This is a genomic window from Photorhabdus hainanensis (genome assembly GCF_018448965.1).
GTDB lineage: Bacteria > Pseudomonadota > Gammaproteobacteria > Enterobacterales > Enterobacteriaceae > Photorhabdus > Photorhabdus akhurstii.
Genome location: NZ_RCWD01000063.1, coordinates 1 through 16128 on the forward strand (window position 1 = coordinate 1; position 16128 = coordinate 16128).

A 16128-nucleotide genomic window follows, 5' to 3' on the forward strand; every position below is an offset into this window, starting at 1 on the left:
GGACAATGCCAATACAGAGCTGGAATCTAACGCTGTCGCAACTCTATATTTACTTTGAAGGACGTTTGGATAATGTGATAACGTTGTAATCGCTAAATTAACGTGACACAGAATTCTGAACGCCCTCAGGTGAGATGACCGAACATTCATAACCACTCACAAAATACCCAGGCCCATACACCAAAAGAAACTTTTACCGGGCCTCATGCCCGGTTTACCTTATGTTAAAAAATGATCTTCTGATTATCTTAACTCCTCATTAATGACCTGCCGAACAATCAACTTTGCGGCCCAACTCGTTAAGTTGATGATTTCATCATTTTCTAAACCAAAAGTATCTTTCAGAATAGTCATGGCCTCTGTACCATATAAAACTGAAATCAACATAATAATCTTATGTATTGTGTCATCTTTAAGCTGACCTTTTAGAGGCGCTAACGCCGTAGAAAGTGTCTCTTTACGGTTACTTTTTTTCTTCAAAACAGGTCGTTTGTGGTTATCTTCACCGGATAAAGATTCCTGCCAGCGTAACTGAGAAATGCGTAAAGCATCCCTCATCAGTGCCTCATTGGCTTCTATTTCTTCATAACCCCATCTTAATAATTTCTCAATATTGTCCTCTGCATCATCGCCCATAGGGGGGATAACGAATGATCCAATGACTTGTTTTACAACATATTCGACAAAATCACTGTGGGTTGAAAAGTAGCTGCGCAACGTGGCCTTCGCATATTCAGCTTCATTAGCAATCTCTTCAGGAGACGGAAATTTTTTTTCACGATATAACTTCAGAGCTGAATGAGTGATACGCTCCAGGGTACGACGCCGGACTGGCGACAGATTTTCTTCATCAAACAGAATCACTTAACCCCCTTAAAATTTTAACCGTATAGCATTCACAATAAAAAATATCACTAATGATAAAAAATAACTTGCATGTTGTAAAATATTACAATAGGTTTACATTCGTCTTTGAACTAGGTATACCACATAGGGTGAACACTATGACGCGATTTGTGGTTGTCGTTGGCACAGCAGACACAAAACTGAGCGAGCAGGTCTGGTTGAAATGTTGTTTATATCTCACAGGTGTTGATTCAATCATCACTGATGTGTCTACATCAATTCCTGGGAAAAATCATCAGAATAAAAAGATAGATATTCATTCACTTCAGGTGGCTGAGTATCACCCCGCTGGTGCTGACACTGTTTTTTGTGACGTACGGAATAAAGCGATAACAGCAATGTCTGTCGCCCTCACGAATTTCCTGAACAGCTCAATCGATGATATCACGGGGATGATTGGTATCAGCGGAACAGCATTGATCACTCCGGCTATGCAAAGCCTGCCGATCGGGTTGCCTAAAATCATGGTATCAGCGATGGCGTCAGGGAATGTCTCGGCCTACGTGAGGGCCAGCGATATTACCATGCTTTATACGGTAATCGATCTCAACGGATTCAACCGTATTTCTCGTTCAGTCTTGTCTAATGCTGCAAATATGATGGCCGGCTCTGTCAATTATTTTACGCCATTGGCTGATATTCATAAATCCGCTTTAGGGTTGACGATGTTTGGTGTGACAACTCCGTGCATTAATCAGACTAACATTAAAGATTATTTGGCTGTTGTTCGGACTATTGCCTGTGAGTTAAGTTTGATTGTTGAACCTAAATTAATAAGAAATAAAGTGTGGAAACAAGCTGAACGTACTTGTTAATATGAAATCCCTTTAATGAAATTTACGATTTTTTATTCTAATTAAAATAAAAAACTGTCTTTACTGTTGATCATCAATGAAATAAAAATATCCATGTAAGAATAAGGGTTTTAATGATTTGATATGTCAGATAATCAGAAAGAATTTTTAAAACAGCCCAGGCGAGATCCATTGATGAAACCATCGGGATTGGCCTATATTTTGGGGATTGAACGTTCCTGTATTTCAGGGCATAAAGACATTGTTCACTTTGAAAAAAGATGCTCAGTTTTAGTCTTGTCCTTAAAATTCACCAATAATCCCAGCGTATCTCATAATAAAGTGAAAAACTTTTTGGAATCAAAATGAAAATTATTTTGGCAGGGTAATAACGCAAAACATTACTTGCAACAGTAATGTTCATGAATGACAAGGACGTTTTTTAGTAATAGTAATTTGATAAATAACTAGGAATCATGGTCCTGTGTTCATGGACATTGGTAAGAAATTTTTTGCCGATGTGTCTGTTATTAGCCTTTTCATAGCGGTTCTGGCGGGAGAGGTTTTGGTTTTGCTTGCCAGAAATGAACACTGATTCATGTATCCTATTTGAATAGCCACCACAACTCAATTAGGGGAAGTAAACAGAGATGATAACGACTCAAAATGACTGGCATCCGGCAGATATTATTGCTGCATTGCGTAAACGCGGCACAACACTTGCCGCATTATCACGAGAATCGGGACTGATCCCATCGACACTATCTAATGCATTAATACGCCGGTGGCCTAAAGGGGAGAGGATTATTGCGGACAGATTAGGAGTACATCCTTCAGAAATTTGGCCCAGCCGATATTTTAATAAAGATGAGGATCTCATTAAGTGAAATTTTCGAAATTATTTGAATAACAGAACTCATGATAATAGTCGATATGCTATCCAGTCCTAATTTTAATCCACTATGATTTTTGTGTATTCAGAGGAGACAATATAAAAAAACAGGTTTCATTAGATCAAGCTATGTATAAATAGCGTTTCATAATTCTGCTACACATAGCCTTATCCAACCTGTTGTTATACATGGAATTATGAGTGGTATAAGGTGTAGCGCTATTTTGGAATCTTATTTATATCAGTTCTGGCAACTTCTTTATATGAGGTGATCCTTGAAAAAGTAGCTAAAGAATGTTTATAACCCTTATCGGGTCTTATTACATTGACGTGTAATATAAATCAAGAATTTTATCGTATCCTTGTCGCATATAATGAGGAAAAAGATGTTGTTGTTATTAATAATCCAGGGTTGGTTAAAACTCTTTTAAAAATTTACATAAGAAAGTTGTAAATATAATTTAAGCGCTACCTTTGAACCTTTATTTATACCTCTTAATCAAGGTCGGTAGCGCTTTCTTTGGTAATGACTCTGATTTATTGATAGTGATGAATATTCAAATACTCCCGCTCCCTCTATGTAAGCGGCGCATTCAGACTGTATTGACGGTGGCTAAGAAGTGAGATCGACCAGTTCATGCATCCGGTTTGCAGGCCAACCCGCGATATGACCGATGACATGGCGTAGCCAGACCTCTGGATCCACTTTATTTAGCCGATAGGTACCGATAAGACTGTACAGAAGGGCTGTTTGTTCACCACCGTTGTCAGCGTCTGCGAAGAGACAGATGGTATGACCTTTACATAATCACTTTAATTTTCTTGGCCGAAAACTCTGTTTTTCGAACAGGCAGTTAGTTCAATTTTTTTATCCAGAACTCAAATTATATCTAATAAAAAGGTTGGTGACAGAAGTTATCGGCACCAAAAGAAACTTTTACCGGGCCTCATGCCCGGTTTACCCTTTATGTTAAAAAATGATCTTCTGATTACTTTAACTCTTCATTAATGACCTGCCGAACAATCAACTTTGCGGCCCAACTCGTTAAGTTGATGATGTCATCATTTTCTAAACCAAAAGTATCTTTCAGAATAGTCATAGCCTCTGTACCATATAAAACTGAAATCAACATAATAATCTTATGTATTGTGTCATCTTTAAGCTGACCTTTTAGAGGCGCTAACGCCGTAGAAAGTGTCTCTTTACGGTTACTTTTTTTCTTCAAAACAGGTCGTTTGTGGTTATCTTCACCGGATAAAGATTCCTGCCAGCGTAACTGAGAAATGCGTAAAGCATCCCTCATCAGTGCCTCATTGGCTTCTATTTCTTCATAACCCCATCTTAATAATTTCTCAATATTGTCCTCTGCATCATCGCCCATAGGGGGAATAACGAATGAGCCAATGACTTGTTTTACAACATATTCGACAAAATCACTGTGGGTTGAAAAGTAGCTGCGCAACGTGGCCTTTGCATATTCAGCTTCATTAGCAATCTCTTCAGGAGACGGAAATTTTTTTTCACGATATAACTTCAGAGCTGAATGAGTGATACGTTCCAGGGTACGACGCCGGACTGGCGACAGATTTTCTTCATCAAACAGAATCATTTAAACCCCTTAAAATTTTAACCGGATAGCATTCACAGTAATAAATATCACTAATGATAAAAAATAACTTGCATGTTGTAAAATATTACAATAGGTTTACATTAGTCTTTGAACTAAGTATGCCACATGAGGTGAACACTATGACGCGATTTGTGGTTGTCGTTGGCACAGCAGACACAAAACTGGACGAGCTGGTCTGGTTGAAACGTTGTTTACACCTCGCAGGAGTTAATTCAATCATCATTGATGTGTCTACATCAATTCCTGGGAAAAATCATCAGAATAAAAAGATAGATATTCATTCACTTCAGGTGGCTGAGTATCACCCCGCTGGCGCTGATCCCGTTTTTTGTGGCGTGCGGAATAAAGCGATAACCGCAATGTCTGTCGCCCTCACGAATTTCCTGAACAGCTCAATCGACGATATCGCGGGGGTGATTGGTATCGGAGGCTCAGGCGGAACAGCACTGATTACTCCGGCTATGCAAAGCCTGCCGATCGGGTTGCCTAAAATCATGGTATCAACGATGGCGTCAGGGAATGTCTCAGCCTACGTTAGGGACAGCGATATTGCCATGCTGTATACGGTAACCGATCTCAACGGACTCAACCGTATTTCTCGTTCAGTCTTGTCTAATGCTGCAAACATGATGGCCGGCTCTGTCAATTACTTTACGCCATTGGCTGATATACATAAACCCGCTTTAGGGTTAACGATGTTTGGTATAACGACTCCGTGCATTAATCAGCTCACTAATGAGTTAAATACTCAATACGATTGCCTGGCTTTTCATGCTACCGGCAATGGTGGAACAAGCATGGAAAAATTGGCTAAGGATGGCAAATTGGTTTGTGTTTTAGATATTACATTAACAGAAATTTCCGATCTGTTATTTGGGGGTGTTTTGAGTTGTCCTGACACACGTTTAGACGTCATTGCAAAAAAAAGCATTCCGTGGATCGGCAGTGCTGGTGCTTTGGACATAGTTAACTTTGGTGCAAAGAACACGATCCCAGAACACTACAGCAACAGGCTGTTTTTTGAGCATAATTCTCAGGTGACATTGATGCGAACCACACCTGAAGAAAACTATCAGCTTGGTATCTGGATAGGGAACAAACTTAATAAGTGTAATGGACCTATTCGATTCATTATTCCGGAAGGCGGATTCTCTGCGCTAGATTGCCCTGAACAACCTTTTTATTTACCTGCATCAACACAGGCTTTCTGTCATGGATTAAAAAAAACAATAAAACAAACAGAATTGCGAAAAGTTATAAAAACACCTTTTCACATCAATTCACCACAATTTTGTACTCTTGTAATACAACAACTCAAGGAAATTATAGAACACCAGGGAATCTCTTATGAAGAAAAAATATAATCAGATTATTGAAACTCTAAAACAAAAAGTCGAACGTAACGAAACTATTATTGGAGCGAGTGCAGGCACGGGTCTTTCGGCGCGTTGCGAGGAAGCAGGAGGGGCAGACCTCATTATCGTATATAATTCTGGGCGCTTCAGAATGGCTGGCAGAGGATCATTGGCCGGATTAATGCCATACGGTAATGCAAATGAAATTGTCAGAGAAATGGGTAATGAAATATTGCCGATAGTTAAGGCAACACCTGTATTGGCGGGTGTCTGCGGTACTGATCCATTCTGTAATTTATCTCTTTTCCTGGATGAATTGAAAGCACAAGGTTTTGCTGGTATTCAGAACTTCCCAACGGTAGGGCTTATTGATGGAAAGTTCAGAAAAAACCTGGAAGAAACAGGCATGGGCTATGCACTGGAGGTGAAGCTAATCCGCCTGGCACATGAAAAAGGAATGATTACCACTCCTTATGTTTTCAATGCAAAAGAGGCTGAGGCTATGGCACAAGCAGGTGCTGATATCATTGTTGTACATCTGGGGCTAACCACTGGCGGTGATATTAGTGCTAATACATCATATGATCTGAAATCTTGTATACCAATCATTAACGCTTGTGCTTCGGCAGCTAAAACTATCCGAAATGACATTATTACGCTATGTCACGGCGGCCCAATTTTGGAACCGGAAGATGTCGCCTATATTATGGCTCATTGTCCCAATTGTCATGGGTTCTATGGCGCCAGTTCAATGGAGCGTTTGCCAACAGAACAAGCCATCAAACACACTATCCAGAAATTTAAAGAAATTAATCGGGGTTAGTGAGAGTTATACTTAAGCTATGTGGAAACTTAGTACTACAGCCGTAATATCTGTTACGTTATGATGACGCATTGTTTTCTTTTCCTCAAAATACGGAAAGGTATCCAATATGCCATACCCAGCCAACATATGCCTGTCTGGCTCCTTTATTTCATCCTACCAGGCCGCAACAACTCAGCCTCACTTGTCTCCGGGGCTTACTCAGCAATGTTAACGAAAAAATGTCTGAACAAAAGCCCCAGCCGCATCACGCTAAGTTGCTGATCAGGGGCAGTCAGCAAACTGCTGGAGCCGCTGTATAAGACACTGCGTCGGTATGCCGGGAAAAGTGCACGATGACGACATCCCGGTACCACCTCAGACCCTGGGAAGGGGAAAAATCAACCCGATGAGTATCGACAATATCGAATACCCTGTCGGCGATAATTTATGCCTTTAAACCGGAAAACCATCCAAAAATTTTCCGGTTTCATTTGAAAAAACTATTTTATTTCGTTTTTCAAAGCCCTACGGTGACATTCACCACTCGCTTTTTCATACAAAGTAAACAACATCGGTAATAGAGAACTCAACGCCTCTAGGCTATGCCCGAGCTGACACAAACTCTCTGGCGTAAATTCATGGATGTTATTACTGGCAAACGACAACATTGAGTCACCAAGAAAAGTTACACCATGACACATGCCCATAGTATTTTCTTTGGATGATTCAATTAACTGACACAGTACAGTATCGCTAATACATGAAAAATCCAGTGATGCAATTGCATCCGACATGGCAGACCATAGGATATTCACATCAGATATATCACCGTCGTCGGGAGTATCAGGGACGCTACTGTGCATAATATTGCTTCCCAATTGGTTTACAAAAAATTAAAACCAAAGAAAAGTCTGTAAGCGCGGTATGTACTTCGGTTTCTACATTAGATTGCGCGTTAAATGTATAACGCTTTGAGTATGAGGATATGTTACTATTCATATTAGCCATAGCATTAGTTCCCATAATGTTGTGGTCAGACGCTCTGATTGTGTTGCTTCACTTTCAGAGCGTTGCTTTTATGGTTCCTATAACTGTCACCATATTCTTTCGCCTGGAGATCAAGATCTCTTCCTCCTTTTCTGGTAACGGGAAGGCCAGATTTCATCAGGCTTCTGTCCCAGTGCGTTTGCAATAATTGTTTCACCTTTACACCAAGGTCTTTGCAAAGCATTAGATAACGTTGACGATGCCAGCCCTGATTCTCTAGAAACAGCCGCCAATGACGTTCCTTTCTTTTTCAACGCGGCGATAATATCTGCCGAATGCCAATCTTTTTTCTCCACAAGAATTCTCCAATCGGGTATAACTATCTAATAATACTGTAAAACGACGAGTAACATTCTTTGCTTTAAACTCTGTTAGTAGTACGTTTTACTTCAATCTATATTTCAATTACTCTAACCAATTGTCAGTGCAAATAATCTTTGGAAAATTATTCACTGGAACACAAGCATTGATCCAAATTTGAAAATTGCAAATCAAATTAGGACCAAAAACCCCTGATTTGAAAATATTATCTTTAGGGAATAATTTTTATTAAAAATCAACCAATTGAATGAAAATTGAGAAAATGAAAAACAAAAAAGCATCAGACGCTTCTTTTAGTGATGAAGAAAAAGAAGGTTTTATCAGTAGGTTATTACAACTTGTAGGGCAAAGAAACATTAGGACTGCCGCCAAAGATTGGGGCTTGCCTTACTCAACTCTCAATAACTACATCAATAAAGGAACAAGCCCATCATTAAAATATATGCAAATTGTTGCTAATAAGGAAAGTGTAAGCTTAGATTGGCTTGCTAATGGGGATAAAAATTTCAAATTTGGAACACCAGATGCACACTATGATGATATTGAGTTACGACATTCCTGGAACTTGGTTTTTAACTCCTTAAATCTATGCGAAGTAGATAAGCTTATAAAATTCATTCATCGTAAAGGTATTGAAGGGCTATTAACAATGGCTTATGAAAAGCAAGATATCAAGGATGTCATTGATAAGCTTCATATTAGATCAAGCTTGAAACAAGCAATCAAAATGGCTCTTGCTGGGGATGAATCAACAGATAAAGAAATTTTACGCTGTATCACTACACTTGTAAGTCAAGAAACAAACAAAAATTAAATACAATCTAAAAACGAGGCATATTGGAACAAAGAGAAGAGCTAGAGTGGATGTGGATACTGAAACAACTGAACAGATTAAATTACTTGGCCCCAAAACCTATCACTACTCAATAAAGGGAGTGATTGGATGGAGCACTATCGATATAACAGAGAAATCAGCACTCAATGACAACAGGGCGCTTTGTTAACGTACCAGAACGCTCAGCCAGCTCGAAAGCAGCTTTGGCACGACGCATACCCTCGATTTTGCGCTCTCTTATGGACATTTGCTTAAGTTCAGAAACTTGGCGTTTTGATTGCATAACCTCTCCCCATCTCACCTAAATTGATGATAATTTCATATGGTACACCAACATTAGGCTGCTGTAAAATTCGGTCATAAAAACTCTTAAGCTTTCGCGTTTCCGCCATAGCAAAATATGCCTTAGCACCATAAAATTGATAGTGCAGACCGATAATCTCGCTAAATGCTTTACCCAACCTCATCAAGCCCTGATACCCAAGCTTACTGAAAATAGCATCTGGTGGTGGCGGTGCGTAGAAATCACCACTGTCAAAATTCTCCAGACGGTCAAACTTAACATCATAGCAACGCTCAGGGATGGAAAAACCGACCTCTTCCGAGCGCATCTGGAGGTATTCAACATCAGATATTTCAACAGCGGAAAAAATCATCACAAAATCATGATCTTCTACAGAAAAATCAAACCGGTGATACTGGATTTCTCCAACAGTAGCCTCAATAAATCCTGTCTGATGAAAAGTTGGCATTAGCTTATTATAGGTAGACGAAGAAATGAATATTGTTATCTTACAGCAATCTATACGTATTAACAAAAGCTCATAATAAACATGAAGCTGAATAGCAAACTAAAAATATCGACAGGTTAAAAATACAACTACTAACTTTTCGTTTAATAAGCGTTATACACAGTTACACCGCTGATGTTGGTTCGCCAACCCCGCTCACCAACTGCTTTCATTCACCCGACCCTTTGATGGGGTCAGGTGAATGAGCTTTATCAGCCGTGCAAATGTGCATAACACACAACTCGTTTTACGATTCATACCATAGACGCCGCTTAAATTTTTGGCTAACCTAACCAAGAAATAATTATGTTATTTATGAATACCATCTCAACAAGAGGTTACTCAATGACTGACAATCATGACACACAACGTACAATGCGTGCTCAGATTCGGGGAGCAAAAGTTGCTGGAATTTATCTCAACTTATGCCAACGTTTACGTACCTGGGATGCAAATTGTGTTACTAAAGCCCACAAACATAATCTCCCTACATGGGTAGGGCATTTGCCCATTTACTTACTTGCTGCCAGTCTGGCGACCACTTTGCTGATGGGTACATTAATGGTAGTTGGGGTTATTATGCTAATACTTGGAATAATCCTAGGTTTTTCACTGAATAAAGGTGTAATTGATAAAAAACTTACAGATGAACAAGGTTACGGAAATCAATATCGTGATGGTCCCTATGGGTGGGGCTGGTATGATGCAACCGGTTATATTGATGTCGACAATAAAGATGAATAGTTCATAAAGGAAGGGATTCCCCCTCCTTAATATAATTATGTTACCTACTTATTCTATCTCCTAATTTCCCACCCGATTTCTGAATATCAGCAGAACCATTTTTCGTTGCATTTGTTACTGCGTCACCCATTTTAATTCCCGCCCACGACAACGCTCCCATCCACAATGCTGGCAGCACAATAAACATCGTCCCCATCACAAAACTGGTCGCGGTAGGAGTAAAAATCACAAATGTGGGGTTGTTTTCTGTCGAGGGTCATTTAACCTTTTACCTGAACTGATCTCTCTGTGAACCTCCGGAGAATATGTTAAAATGAGTATCGGGGTTACAGGGAATATGATGAACAATGAAGAAGAACACTACGCCAACATTACATGATGCTATTTTTAAGCAGTTTCTGACGCATCCAGATACGGCCAGAGATTTTCTACAGTTCCATTTACCACTAACTCTGCTGAAGGTTTGTGATCTGAATACGCTGCAACTGGTATCGGGAAGCTTCATTGAAGACGATCTGCGGCCATACTACAGTGACGTTTTGTATTCACTGAAAACGGGTAAGGGTGACGGTTATGTATACTGTCTGATTGAACATCAAAGCTCGCCTGATAAACACATGGCTTTTCGGATGTTGCGTTATGCCATTGCTGCCATGCAACGTCATCTTGATGCTGGTCATAAAACATTACCGTTGGTGATACCCGTACTATTCTACCAGGGAAAGATCAGTCCGTATCCGTATCCGATGAATTGGCTTTTGGAGTTCGATGATCCGGAACTTGCCGGCGAGCTGTACAATAAAGATTTTCCGCTGGTTGATATTACCGTTATTCCGGACGACGAAATAATGAAACATCGTCGTATGGCTGTGCTCGAAATGTTGCAGAAACACATTCGCCAGCGTGATCTGACCGAGCTGCTTGACCAGCTGGTAACATTGTTACTGGAAGGATATACCACGCAGGAACAACTGATATCTGTGATAAACTATATGCTGCAGGCGGGAGAATCTCACGATCCGGCTGCTTTGCTAAACACTCTGGCATCACGTGTGCCACAGCATGAGGAAGCTCTGATGACTATCGCTGAAAAACTCCGCCTCGAGGGCGAACAACGCGGGATTCGGAAAGGGATTCAGTTGGGTGAACAGAAAGGACGTGAAGAAGGCGTGCTGCTGGGTAAACTCGACGTTGCCCACAGCCTTCTGAAAATGGGGATGCCTCGCGAGGCTGTTCTCGAAGCGACTGGCTTATCTGAAGACGAGTTGGCGCAGATCCGTCATTGATTCTGACACCAGAAGGAATCCCATTAAGAGCGTCAGCCGCAGCAACTAACGTCCTTTTTATTAATGTGTTCATTGGTCGCGCTAGGAATAGCCGTTACTGGCTATTCCTAGCGCGACCTTTAATCAAAACGGGTAACTCTCTTCTTTTCAAATCGAAGTGTCAGATCTAATCTGAACTAATACACCACTCACAAAATACACGGGCCCATACATCAAAAGAAACTTTTACCGGGCCTCGGGAAGGGGAAAAATCAGCTCTAATGAGTATCGAACACCCTGTCGGCAATAGTTTATGCCTTTAAACCGGAAAACCATCCAAAAATTTTCCGGTTTCATTTGAAAAAACTATTTTATTTCGTTTTTCAAAGCCCTACGGTGACATTCACCACTCGCTTTTTCATGCAGAGTAAACAACATCGGTAATAGAGAACTCAACGCCTCTAAGCTATGCCCGAGCTGACACAAACTCTCTGGCGTAAATTCATGGATGTTATTACTGGCAAACGACAACATTGAGTCACCAAGAAAAGTTACACCATGACACATGCCCATAGTATTTTCTTTGGATGATTCAATTAACTGACACAGTACAGTATCGCTAATACATGAAAAATCCAGTGATGCAATTGCATCCGACATGGCAGATCATAAGATATCCAGATCAGGTATATTACTGTCGTCGAGAATGTCTGAGATGCTACTGTGCATAATATTGCTTCTCAATTGATTTAGAAAAAATTAAAACCAAAGAAAAGTCTGTAAGCAAGGTATGTGCTTCGGTTTCTACATTAGATTGCGCGTTAAATGTATAACGCTTTGAGTATGAGGATATGTTACTATTCATATTAGCCATAGCATTAGTTCCCATAATGTTGTGGTCAGACGCTCTGATTGTGTTGCTTCACTTTCAGAGCGTTGCTTTTATGGTTCCTATAACTGTCACCATATTCTTTCGCCTGGAGATCAAGATCTCTTCCTCCTTTTCTGGTAACGGGAAGGCCAGATTTCATCAGGCTTCTGTCCCAGTGCGTTTGCAATAATTGTTTCACCTTTACACCAAGGTCTTTGCAAGGCATTAGATAACGTTGACGATGCCAGCCCTGATTCTCTAGAAACAGCCGCCAATGACGTTCCTTTCTTTTTCAACGCGGCGATAATATCTGCCGAATGCCAATCTTTTTTCTCCACAAGAATTCTCCAATAAGATATATTTCGTGCTACATACAATTTTGATGGCACGTTTTACTTCAATTTGTATTTCAATTACCCTAAAAGGTTACCAGTGCAAGCTACCCCTATTTATAGGATTACTTGTACTAGAGTATAGTATAGATCTAAATTGAGACCTTGGAAAGAAAATATTAACTCAATTGAGATAATTTCACTTATTAATTTCAGGAAATCTGTTTTTTCAGGTGGTTATATGGTTAAAAAGAGAAAGGAAGCACAGCATAATATGGATTCTTTTGAGCAAGACCAAAAAGAAACCTTTAAGGAGAGACTTCTTTATCTTATCGGCAGCCGTAGTGTAAGAACCGCAGCTAAAGAATGGGGATTATCGTATTCAACACTGAATAACTACATCATAAGGGACTCAATCCCTGCTCTCAATGTAGCTCAATCAATCTGCGATATTGAAGGTGTCACCCTAGATTGGCTTGCAACTGGTGATCATCAGTTACAACCTCACAATCAAACCACAACCATTCATGAACAACTAAAAAGCTCAACGGAAAGAAGCACAGCATGGCAATCTATTTTAGATTCATTGGAAGATAAAGATGTAGATGCATTAATAAGACTAATTCACCGCAAAGGTATAGAAGGGATACTTGCTGAACCCCCTAAAACCAAAACATCTACAATTGAAGATACCATCAATGAATTGCCTATTAGAGAAACTCTTAAACAAGCAATAAAGATAGCTTTAGCTGGGAATGAATCAACAGATAAAGAAATTTTTCTTTACATTACTACACTGATAAGTCAAGAAAAAAATTAAACACCGTCAATTAGTGATCATAATAGTGTAAAGTAAGCACAAGGTATAGAATGACGATATCTTTCAATTCTCACTTAGCCAACTGGATAACTAAGTAAATATGCAGCACATTAAGAAGCAACACGGAGAACTAAGTGTGTGGATCAATTGGGTAGAACACACAAAGAGTAATTACGAACTTGGCAAACTAACCTAAAAACTCACCATCTTTCAATAAGGAAGTCATTGACAAATCTTTATCAATCTAACGAATAAATCAGCACTCAACGATAACAGGACGCTTTGTTAACGTACCTGTACGTTCAGCCAGATCAAAAGCAGCCTTAGCTCGACGCATGCCTTCAATTTTGCGCTCTTTTACGGACATTTGCTTAAGTTCAGAAATTCGGTGTTTTGATTGCATAACCTTCCCCTATCATCATTTAGTACTACAGCTATAAAAACCAAAAATCTGTGTTTTTCTGATGTTCACGATGCTGAGAAACCGCATGACTTAAAGCTTTCTTATGAATATACCTTCTGTTGAGACAAAAAAGATGTACGATTGATTATAGTACTAACAAATGCCTGTATATAGGATTTCCGTATACTAATTTTTGCCTTTTTAATTAAAAAAGCGAGAAAACCCCTGTTGATTTCTCCACAAAGGGTTTACCCCAAATATCTTTCGGCATCAGCAGCATGATTTCCATCATCTGTGACCCTAGCACGTTGCTGGCAGCAATAGCCACAATCAGCAACAGGGATCCTACAGCAACAAACAGATAGCGTCAAACACCCTACTGTTAAGGCAAAAAACCATCAATATGCTATTGACATCTTTCTCTTCTCTGGTAGCATAAGCATTGACAACGCTCGCTACCTTCCTCCGGGAACGTAAGCGGGTTTTTTTATGGAATTTTAATCATGGTTCATATCCCCTACGCAAAGTCGCATCGCAAACCTATAGGCCTTATTAGTGATTTAGAGGAAAAAGGGCTAAATTTCAAAGATAAAGCATTAGCCGAACACATATTATCATTTATCAGCTATTATCGTTTTAAAATTTATCTATTCCAGTTCATGTATCAAGATGAAGAAGGAAAAAAGCAATTTCGTGATGGCATTTTTTTTTGAAAACGGCCTTGATATTTATCGTTTCGATGAATCATTACGCAATTACATATTTCGCATAATTTCTGGACTCGAAATAAAATTTCGTAGTAGGCTAGATCACACTATATCAGAATATACAGATGATCCATTTTGGTATCTCGACGATAAAAACTTCTTTAATAAAAAAGAAAAGAAAATAAACTTATTACGTTCAAAGTTATCAAATTCATTTACATCTTGTAATGAAAAATATGCCACTCATTATAAGGAAAAGTACTATAATGAGAAAAATGATAATTATAAATCCCTACCCCTTTTTAGATTATTGGTGAATTAGCAACATTGGGAAATATATTTGTTATTTACGATTGCTTGGACAAACGTCGTTTTCAAATATCAGAACGAGAAAACATCCTTAACAATTTAGCCAAAGAATTTGGCGTAAAAAAATTTGAAACGCTGGTTGGATGGATTAGTGGATTAAGAGATGTAAGAAACAAATGTGCACATCATAATCGTCTTTGGAATTCAAATTTAAGAGCCCCAGCAGAAATTATCCCACACCTTTCTATACCTCCAACTAATAACAATCGTATCTATGTTTTTCTTGCAACCCTTCACCATTTAAGCAAAATCTTAAAACTGGGCGTAAACGTGGGCCAAGATATTCACACTTTAACACATGAATTCCCAAGAGTAATACCACTGTTACATTCTGCTGGTTTTCCAGAAAGCTGGAATACAGATCCATTCTGGGAACTTTAGAGTTATCATATATTTTGGCGATGCAAAAATATCTTAATACATGGTTAAAATTTGCCAATAATACTAAAACAATATCCTTTACATCCCATATTAACTTGACAAACGAAAAGGTAAGCTGAGTTACACATACCTTACCAACCAAAAAATTTGTACCTATAAATAACGTTTCATAATTCTGCTACACATGAGTTTCTTCAACCCATTGTTATACATAGAATTATGAGTAGTATAAGATGCAGCGCTATTTTGGAATTTTATTTATATGTCATAATGATTAAAAATATGACTACCCATCTTTCGTTAAATAAGCGTTATACACAGTTACACCGCTGATGTTGGTTCGCCAACCCCGCTCACCAACTGCTTTCATTCACCCGACCCTTTGTGGGGTCAGGTGAATGAGCTCTATCAGCCGTGCAAATGTGCATAACACACAACTCGTTTTACAATTCACACCATAGACGCCGCTCAGACTTTTAGCTAACCTAACCAGAAAATAATCATATTATTTATCTGAACATTGTTTCAACAAGAGACTACCCAATGACTAACCATAATGACATACAACGTACAATACGCGCTCAGATTCGGGGAGCAAAAGCTGCCAGGATTTATCGTAATTTACGCCAGCGTTTACGTACTTGGGATGAACATTGTGTTGCCAAAACCCACAAATACAATCTCCCTAGCTGGATGGGACATATGCCCATTTATTTACTTGTTAGGTAAGGCTCCGGTGAACTCACCTTGCGTGGTGAGATAACAACAAAATGGGATGTTAACGGAAGGGATTCTCAGGCCAGGGCAGCAGCTCATTCAACCGATTGTTCGGCCAGACAGGCAGCCGGCTGAGGACATC

The 16128-nt window shown here is 39.4% G+C and carries 24 protein-coding genes and 1 pseudogene; 13 read left to right on the forward strand and 12 right to left on the reverse strand.

The window, feature by feature from the left end:
* Positions 1–243: 243 nt before the first annotated feature.
* Complete coding sequence (locus tag EAE92_RS23020; RefSeq protein WP_214069724.1) at positions 244–864, reverse strand: TetR/AcrR family transcriptional regulator; 621 nt, start codon at positions 862–864, stop codon at positions 244–246.
* Positions 865–1004: 140 nt separating this feature from the next.
* Here EAE92_RS23020 and EAE92_RS23025 point away from each other — a divergent pair, with 140 nt between their 5' ends.
* The 3 genes from EAE92_RS23025 (at position 1005) to EAE92_RS23035 (ending at position 2587) form a co-directional block, all read left to right on the forward strand.
* A complete protein-coding gene (locus EAE92_RS23025) occupies positions 1005–1721 on the forward strand; it encodes a Tm-1-like ATP-binding domain-containing protein (protein ID WP_246545371.1) in 717 nt (238 codons plus the stop codon).
* Positions 1722–1844: 123 nt separating this feature from the next.
* A complete protein-coding gene (locus EAE92_RS23030; RefSeq protein WP_214069725.1) occupies positions 1845–2069 on the forward strand; it encodes a hypothetical protein in 225 nt (74 codons plus the stop codon).
* 281 nt (positions 2070–2350) lie between these two features.
* Complete coding sequence (locus EAE92_RS23035) at positions 2351–2587, forward strand: helix-turn-helix domain-containing protein (protein WP_214069726.1); 237 nt, start codon at positions 2351–2353, stop codon at positions 2585–2587.
* Between the two features lie 618 nt (positions 2588–3205).
* On the opposite strand, the pseudogene EAE92_RS24835 reads toward EAE92_RS23035, so the two are convergent.
* Positions 3206–3376: pseudogene (locus EAE92_RS24835) on the reverse strand (transposase domain-containing protein); the annotation flags it as partial.
* A gap of 205 nt (positions 3377–3581) precedes the next feature.
* On the reverse strand, positions 3582–4202 hold the full coding sequence (locus EAE92_RS23045) for a TetR/AcrR family transcriptional regulator (RefSeq protein WP_214069727.1): 621 nt from the start codon (positions 4200–4202) through the stop codon (positions 3582–3584).
* 140 nt (positions 4203–4342) lie between these two features.
* Here EAE92_RS23045 and EAE92_RS23050 point away from each other — a divergent pair, with 140 nt between their 5' ends.
* Both EAE92_RS23050 and EAE92_RS23055 read left to right on the forward strand, forming a co-directional pair.
* Entirely contained in the window at positions 4343–5587 is a 1245-nt protein-coding gene (locus tag EAE92_RS23050; RefSeq protein ID WP_162120845.1) for a Tm-1-like ATP-binding domain-containing protein, read from the forward strand.
* Positions 5571–6401, forward strand: coding sequence for a phosphoenolpyruvate hydrolase family protein (locus tag EAE92_RS23055; RefSeq protein ID WP_214069728.1), 831 nt, complete (start codon positions 5571–5573; stop codon positions 6399–6401). The genes EAE92_RS23050 and EAE92_RS23055 overlap by 17 nt, the downstream gene beginning before the upstream one ends.
* Positions 6402–6883: 482 nt before the next feature.
* On the opposite strand, the gene EAE92_RS23060 is transcribed toward EAE92_RS23055, so the two are convergent.
* Both EAE92_RS23060 and EAE92_RS23065 read right to left on the reverse strand, forming a co-directional pair.
* Positions 6884–7246: a hypothetical protein gene (locus EAE92_RS23060; RefSeq protein ID WP_214069729.1), complete on the reverse strand. Its 363-nt coding sequence runs from the start codon at positions 7244–7246 to the stop codon at positions 6884–6886.
* Between the two features lie 255 nt (positions 7247–7501).
* Positions 7502–7726, reverse strand: coding sequence for a helix-turn-helix domain-containing protein (locus EAE92_RS23065; protein ID WP_040150364.1), 225 nt, complete (start codon positions 7724–7726; stop codon positions 7502–7504).
* A gap of 287 nt (positions 7727–8013) precedes the next feature.
* On the opposite strand from EAE92_RS23065, the gene EAE92_RS23070 reads away from it, so the two are divergent.
* Complete coding sequence (locus tag EAE92_RS23070) at positions 8014–8565, forward strand: helix-turn-helix domain-containing protein (RefSeq protein ID WP_214069730.1); 552 nt, start codon at positions 8014–8016, stop codon at positions 8563–8565.
* A 157-nt stretch (positions 8566–8722) separates the two neighbouring features.
* Here EAE92_RS23070 and EAE92_RS23075 read toward each other — a convergent pair whose 3' ends face one another.
* Together EAE92_RS23075 and EAE92_RS23080 are read right to left on the reverse strand one after the other, a co-directional pair.
* Positions 8723–8869 (reverse strand): hypothetical protein, encoded by a 147-nt coding sequence (locus tag EAE92_RS23075; protein ID WP_157866898.1) that lies wholly within the window; start codon positions 8867–8869, stop codon positions 8723–8725.
* Positions 8844–9338 carry a hypothetical protein gene (locus EAE92_RS23080; protein ID WP_214069731.1) on the reverse strand — a complete coding sequence of 165 codons (495 nt, stop codon included), beginning with the start codon at positions 9336–9338 and terminating at the stop codon, positions 8844–8846. Before EAE92_RS23080 ends, EAE92_RS23075 begins: the two co-directional genes overlap by 26 nt.
* Before the next feature lie 384 nt (positions 9339–9722).
* On the opposite strand from EAE92_RS23080, the gene EAE92_RS23085 reads away from it, so the two are divergent.
* On the forward strand, positions 9723–10121 hold the full coding sequence (locus tag EAE92_RS23085; protein ID WP_214069732.1) for a hypothetical protein: 399 nt from the start codon (positions 9723–9725) through the stop codon (positions 10119–10121).
* A 40-nt stretch (positions 10122–10161) separates the two neighbouring features.
* On the opposite strand, the gene EAE92_RS23090 is transcribed toward EAE92_RS23085, so the two are convergent.
* Positions 10162–10350 carry a hypothetical protein gene (locus tag EAE92_RS23090; RefSeq protein ID WP_214069733.1) on the reverse strand — a complete coding sequence of 63 codons (189 nt, stop codon included), beginning with the start codon at positions 10348–10350 and terminating at the stop codon, positions 10162–10164.
* Between the two features lie 118 nt (positions 10351–10468).
* Between EAE92_RS23090 and EAE92_RS23095 the strand changes: the two genes are divergently transcribed.
* Positions 10469–11407 (forward strand): Rpn family recombination-promoting nuclease/putative transposase, encoded by a 939-nt coding sequence (locus EAE92_RS23095; RefSeq protein ID WP_036807898.1) that lies wholly within the window; start codon positions 10469–10471, stop codon positions 11405–11407.
* Between the two features lie 345 nt (positions 11408–11752).
* On the opposite strand, the gene EAE92_RS23100 is transcribed toward EAE92_RS23095, so the two are convergent.
* Both EAE92_RS23100 and EAE92_RS23105 read right to left on the reverse strand, forming a co-directional pair.
* Positions 11753–12046 (reverse strand): hypothetical protein, encoded by a 294-nt coding sequence (locus tag EAE92_RS23100; protein ID WP_214069734.1) that lies wholly within the window; start codon positions 12044–12046, stop codon positions 11753–11755.
* A 324-nt stretch (positions 12047–12370) separates the two neighbouring features.
* On the reverse strand, positions 12371–12595 hold the full coding sequence (locus EAE92_RS23105; RefSeq protein WP_040150364.1) for a helix-turn-helix domain-containing protein: 225 nt from the start codon (positions 12593–12595) through the stop codon (positions 12371–12373).
* Positions 12596–12830: 235 nt separating this feature from the next.
* Here EAE92_RS23105 and EAE92_RS23110 point away from each other — a divergent pair, with 235 nt between their 5' ends.
* Positions 12831–13409, forward strand: coding sequence for a helix-turn-helix domain-containing protein (locus tag EAE92_RS23110; protein WP_214069735.1), 579 nt, complete (start codon positions 12831–12833; stop codon positions 13407–13409).
* Positions 13410–13665: 256 nt separating this feature from the next.
* On the opposite strand, the gene EAE92_RS23115 is transcribed toward EAE92_RS23110, so the two are convergent.
* Together EAE92_RS23115 and EAE92_RS25090 are read right to left on the reverse strand one after the other, a co-directional pair.
* Positions 13666–13812 (reverse strand): hypothetical protein, encoded by a 147-nt coding sequence (locus tag EAE92_RS23115; RefSeq protein ID WP_214069736.1) that lies wholly within the window; start codon positions 13810–13812, stop codon positions 13666–13668.
* 205 nt (positions 13813–14017) lie between these two features.
* Complete coding sequence (locus tag EAE92_RS25090; protein WP_262405196.1) at positions 14018–14149, reverse strand: hypothetical protein; 132 nt, start codon at positions 14147–14149, stop codon at positions 14018–14020.
* A 166-nt stretch (positions 14150–14315) separates the two neighbouring features.
* Here EAE92_RS25090 and EAE92_RS23120 point away from each other — a divergent pair, with 166 nt between their 5' ends.
* The 4 genes from EAE92_RS23120 to EAE92_RS23135 all read left to right on the forward strand — a co-directional run bounded on the left by EAE92_RS23120 (position 14316) and on the right by EAE92_RS23135 (position 15998).
* Complete coding sequence (locus EAE92_RS23120) at positions 14316–14525, forward strand: hypothetical protein (protein WP_214069737.1); 210 nt, start codon at positions 14316–14318, stop codon at positions 14523–14525.
* The gene (locus tag EAE92_RS25505) at positions 14509–14841 is read left to right on the forward strand and encodes an Abi family protein (protein ID WP_422616071.1); all 333 of its coding nucleotides are present in this window, start codon (positions 14509–14511) and stop codon (positions 14839–14841) included. The genes EAE92_RS23120 and EAE92_RS25505 overlap by 17 nt, the downstream gene beginning before the upstream one ends.
* Positions 14829–15269, forward strand: coding sequence for an Abi family protein (locus EAE92_RS25095; RefSeq protein WP_339959424.1), 441 nt, complete (start codon positions 14829–14831; stop codon positions 15267–15269). Before EAE92_RS25505 ends, EAE92_RS25095 begins: the two co-directional genes overlap by 13 nt.
* 543 nt (positions 15270–15812) lie before the next feature.
* Entirely contained in the window at positions 15813–15998 is a 186-nt protein-coding gene (locus EAE92_RS23135) for a hypothetical protein (RefSeq protein WP_214069739.1), read from the forward strand.
* Positions 15999–16128: the final 130 nt, after the last annotated feature.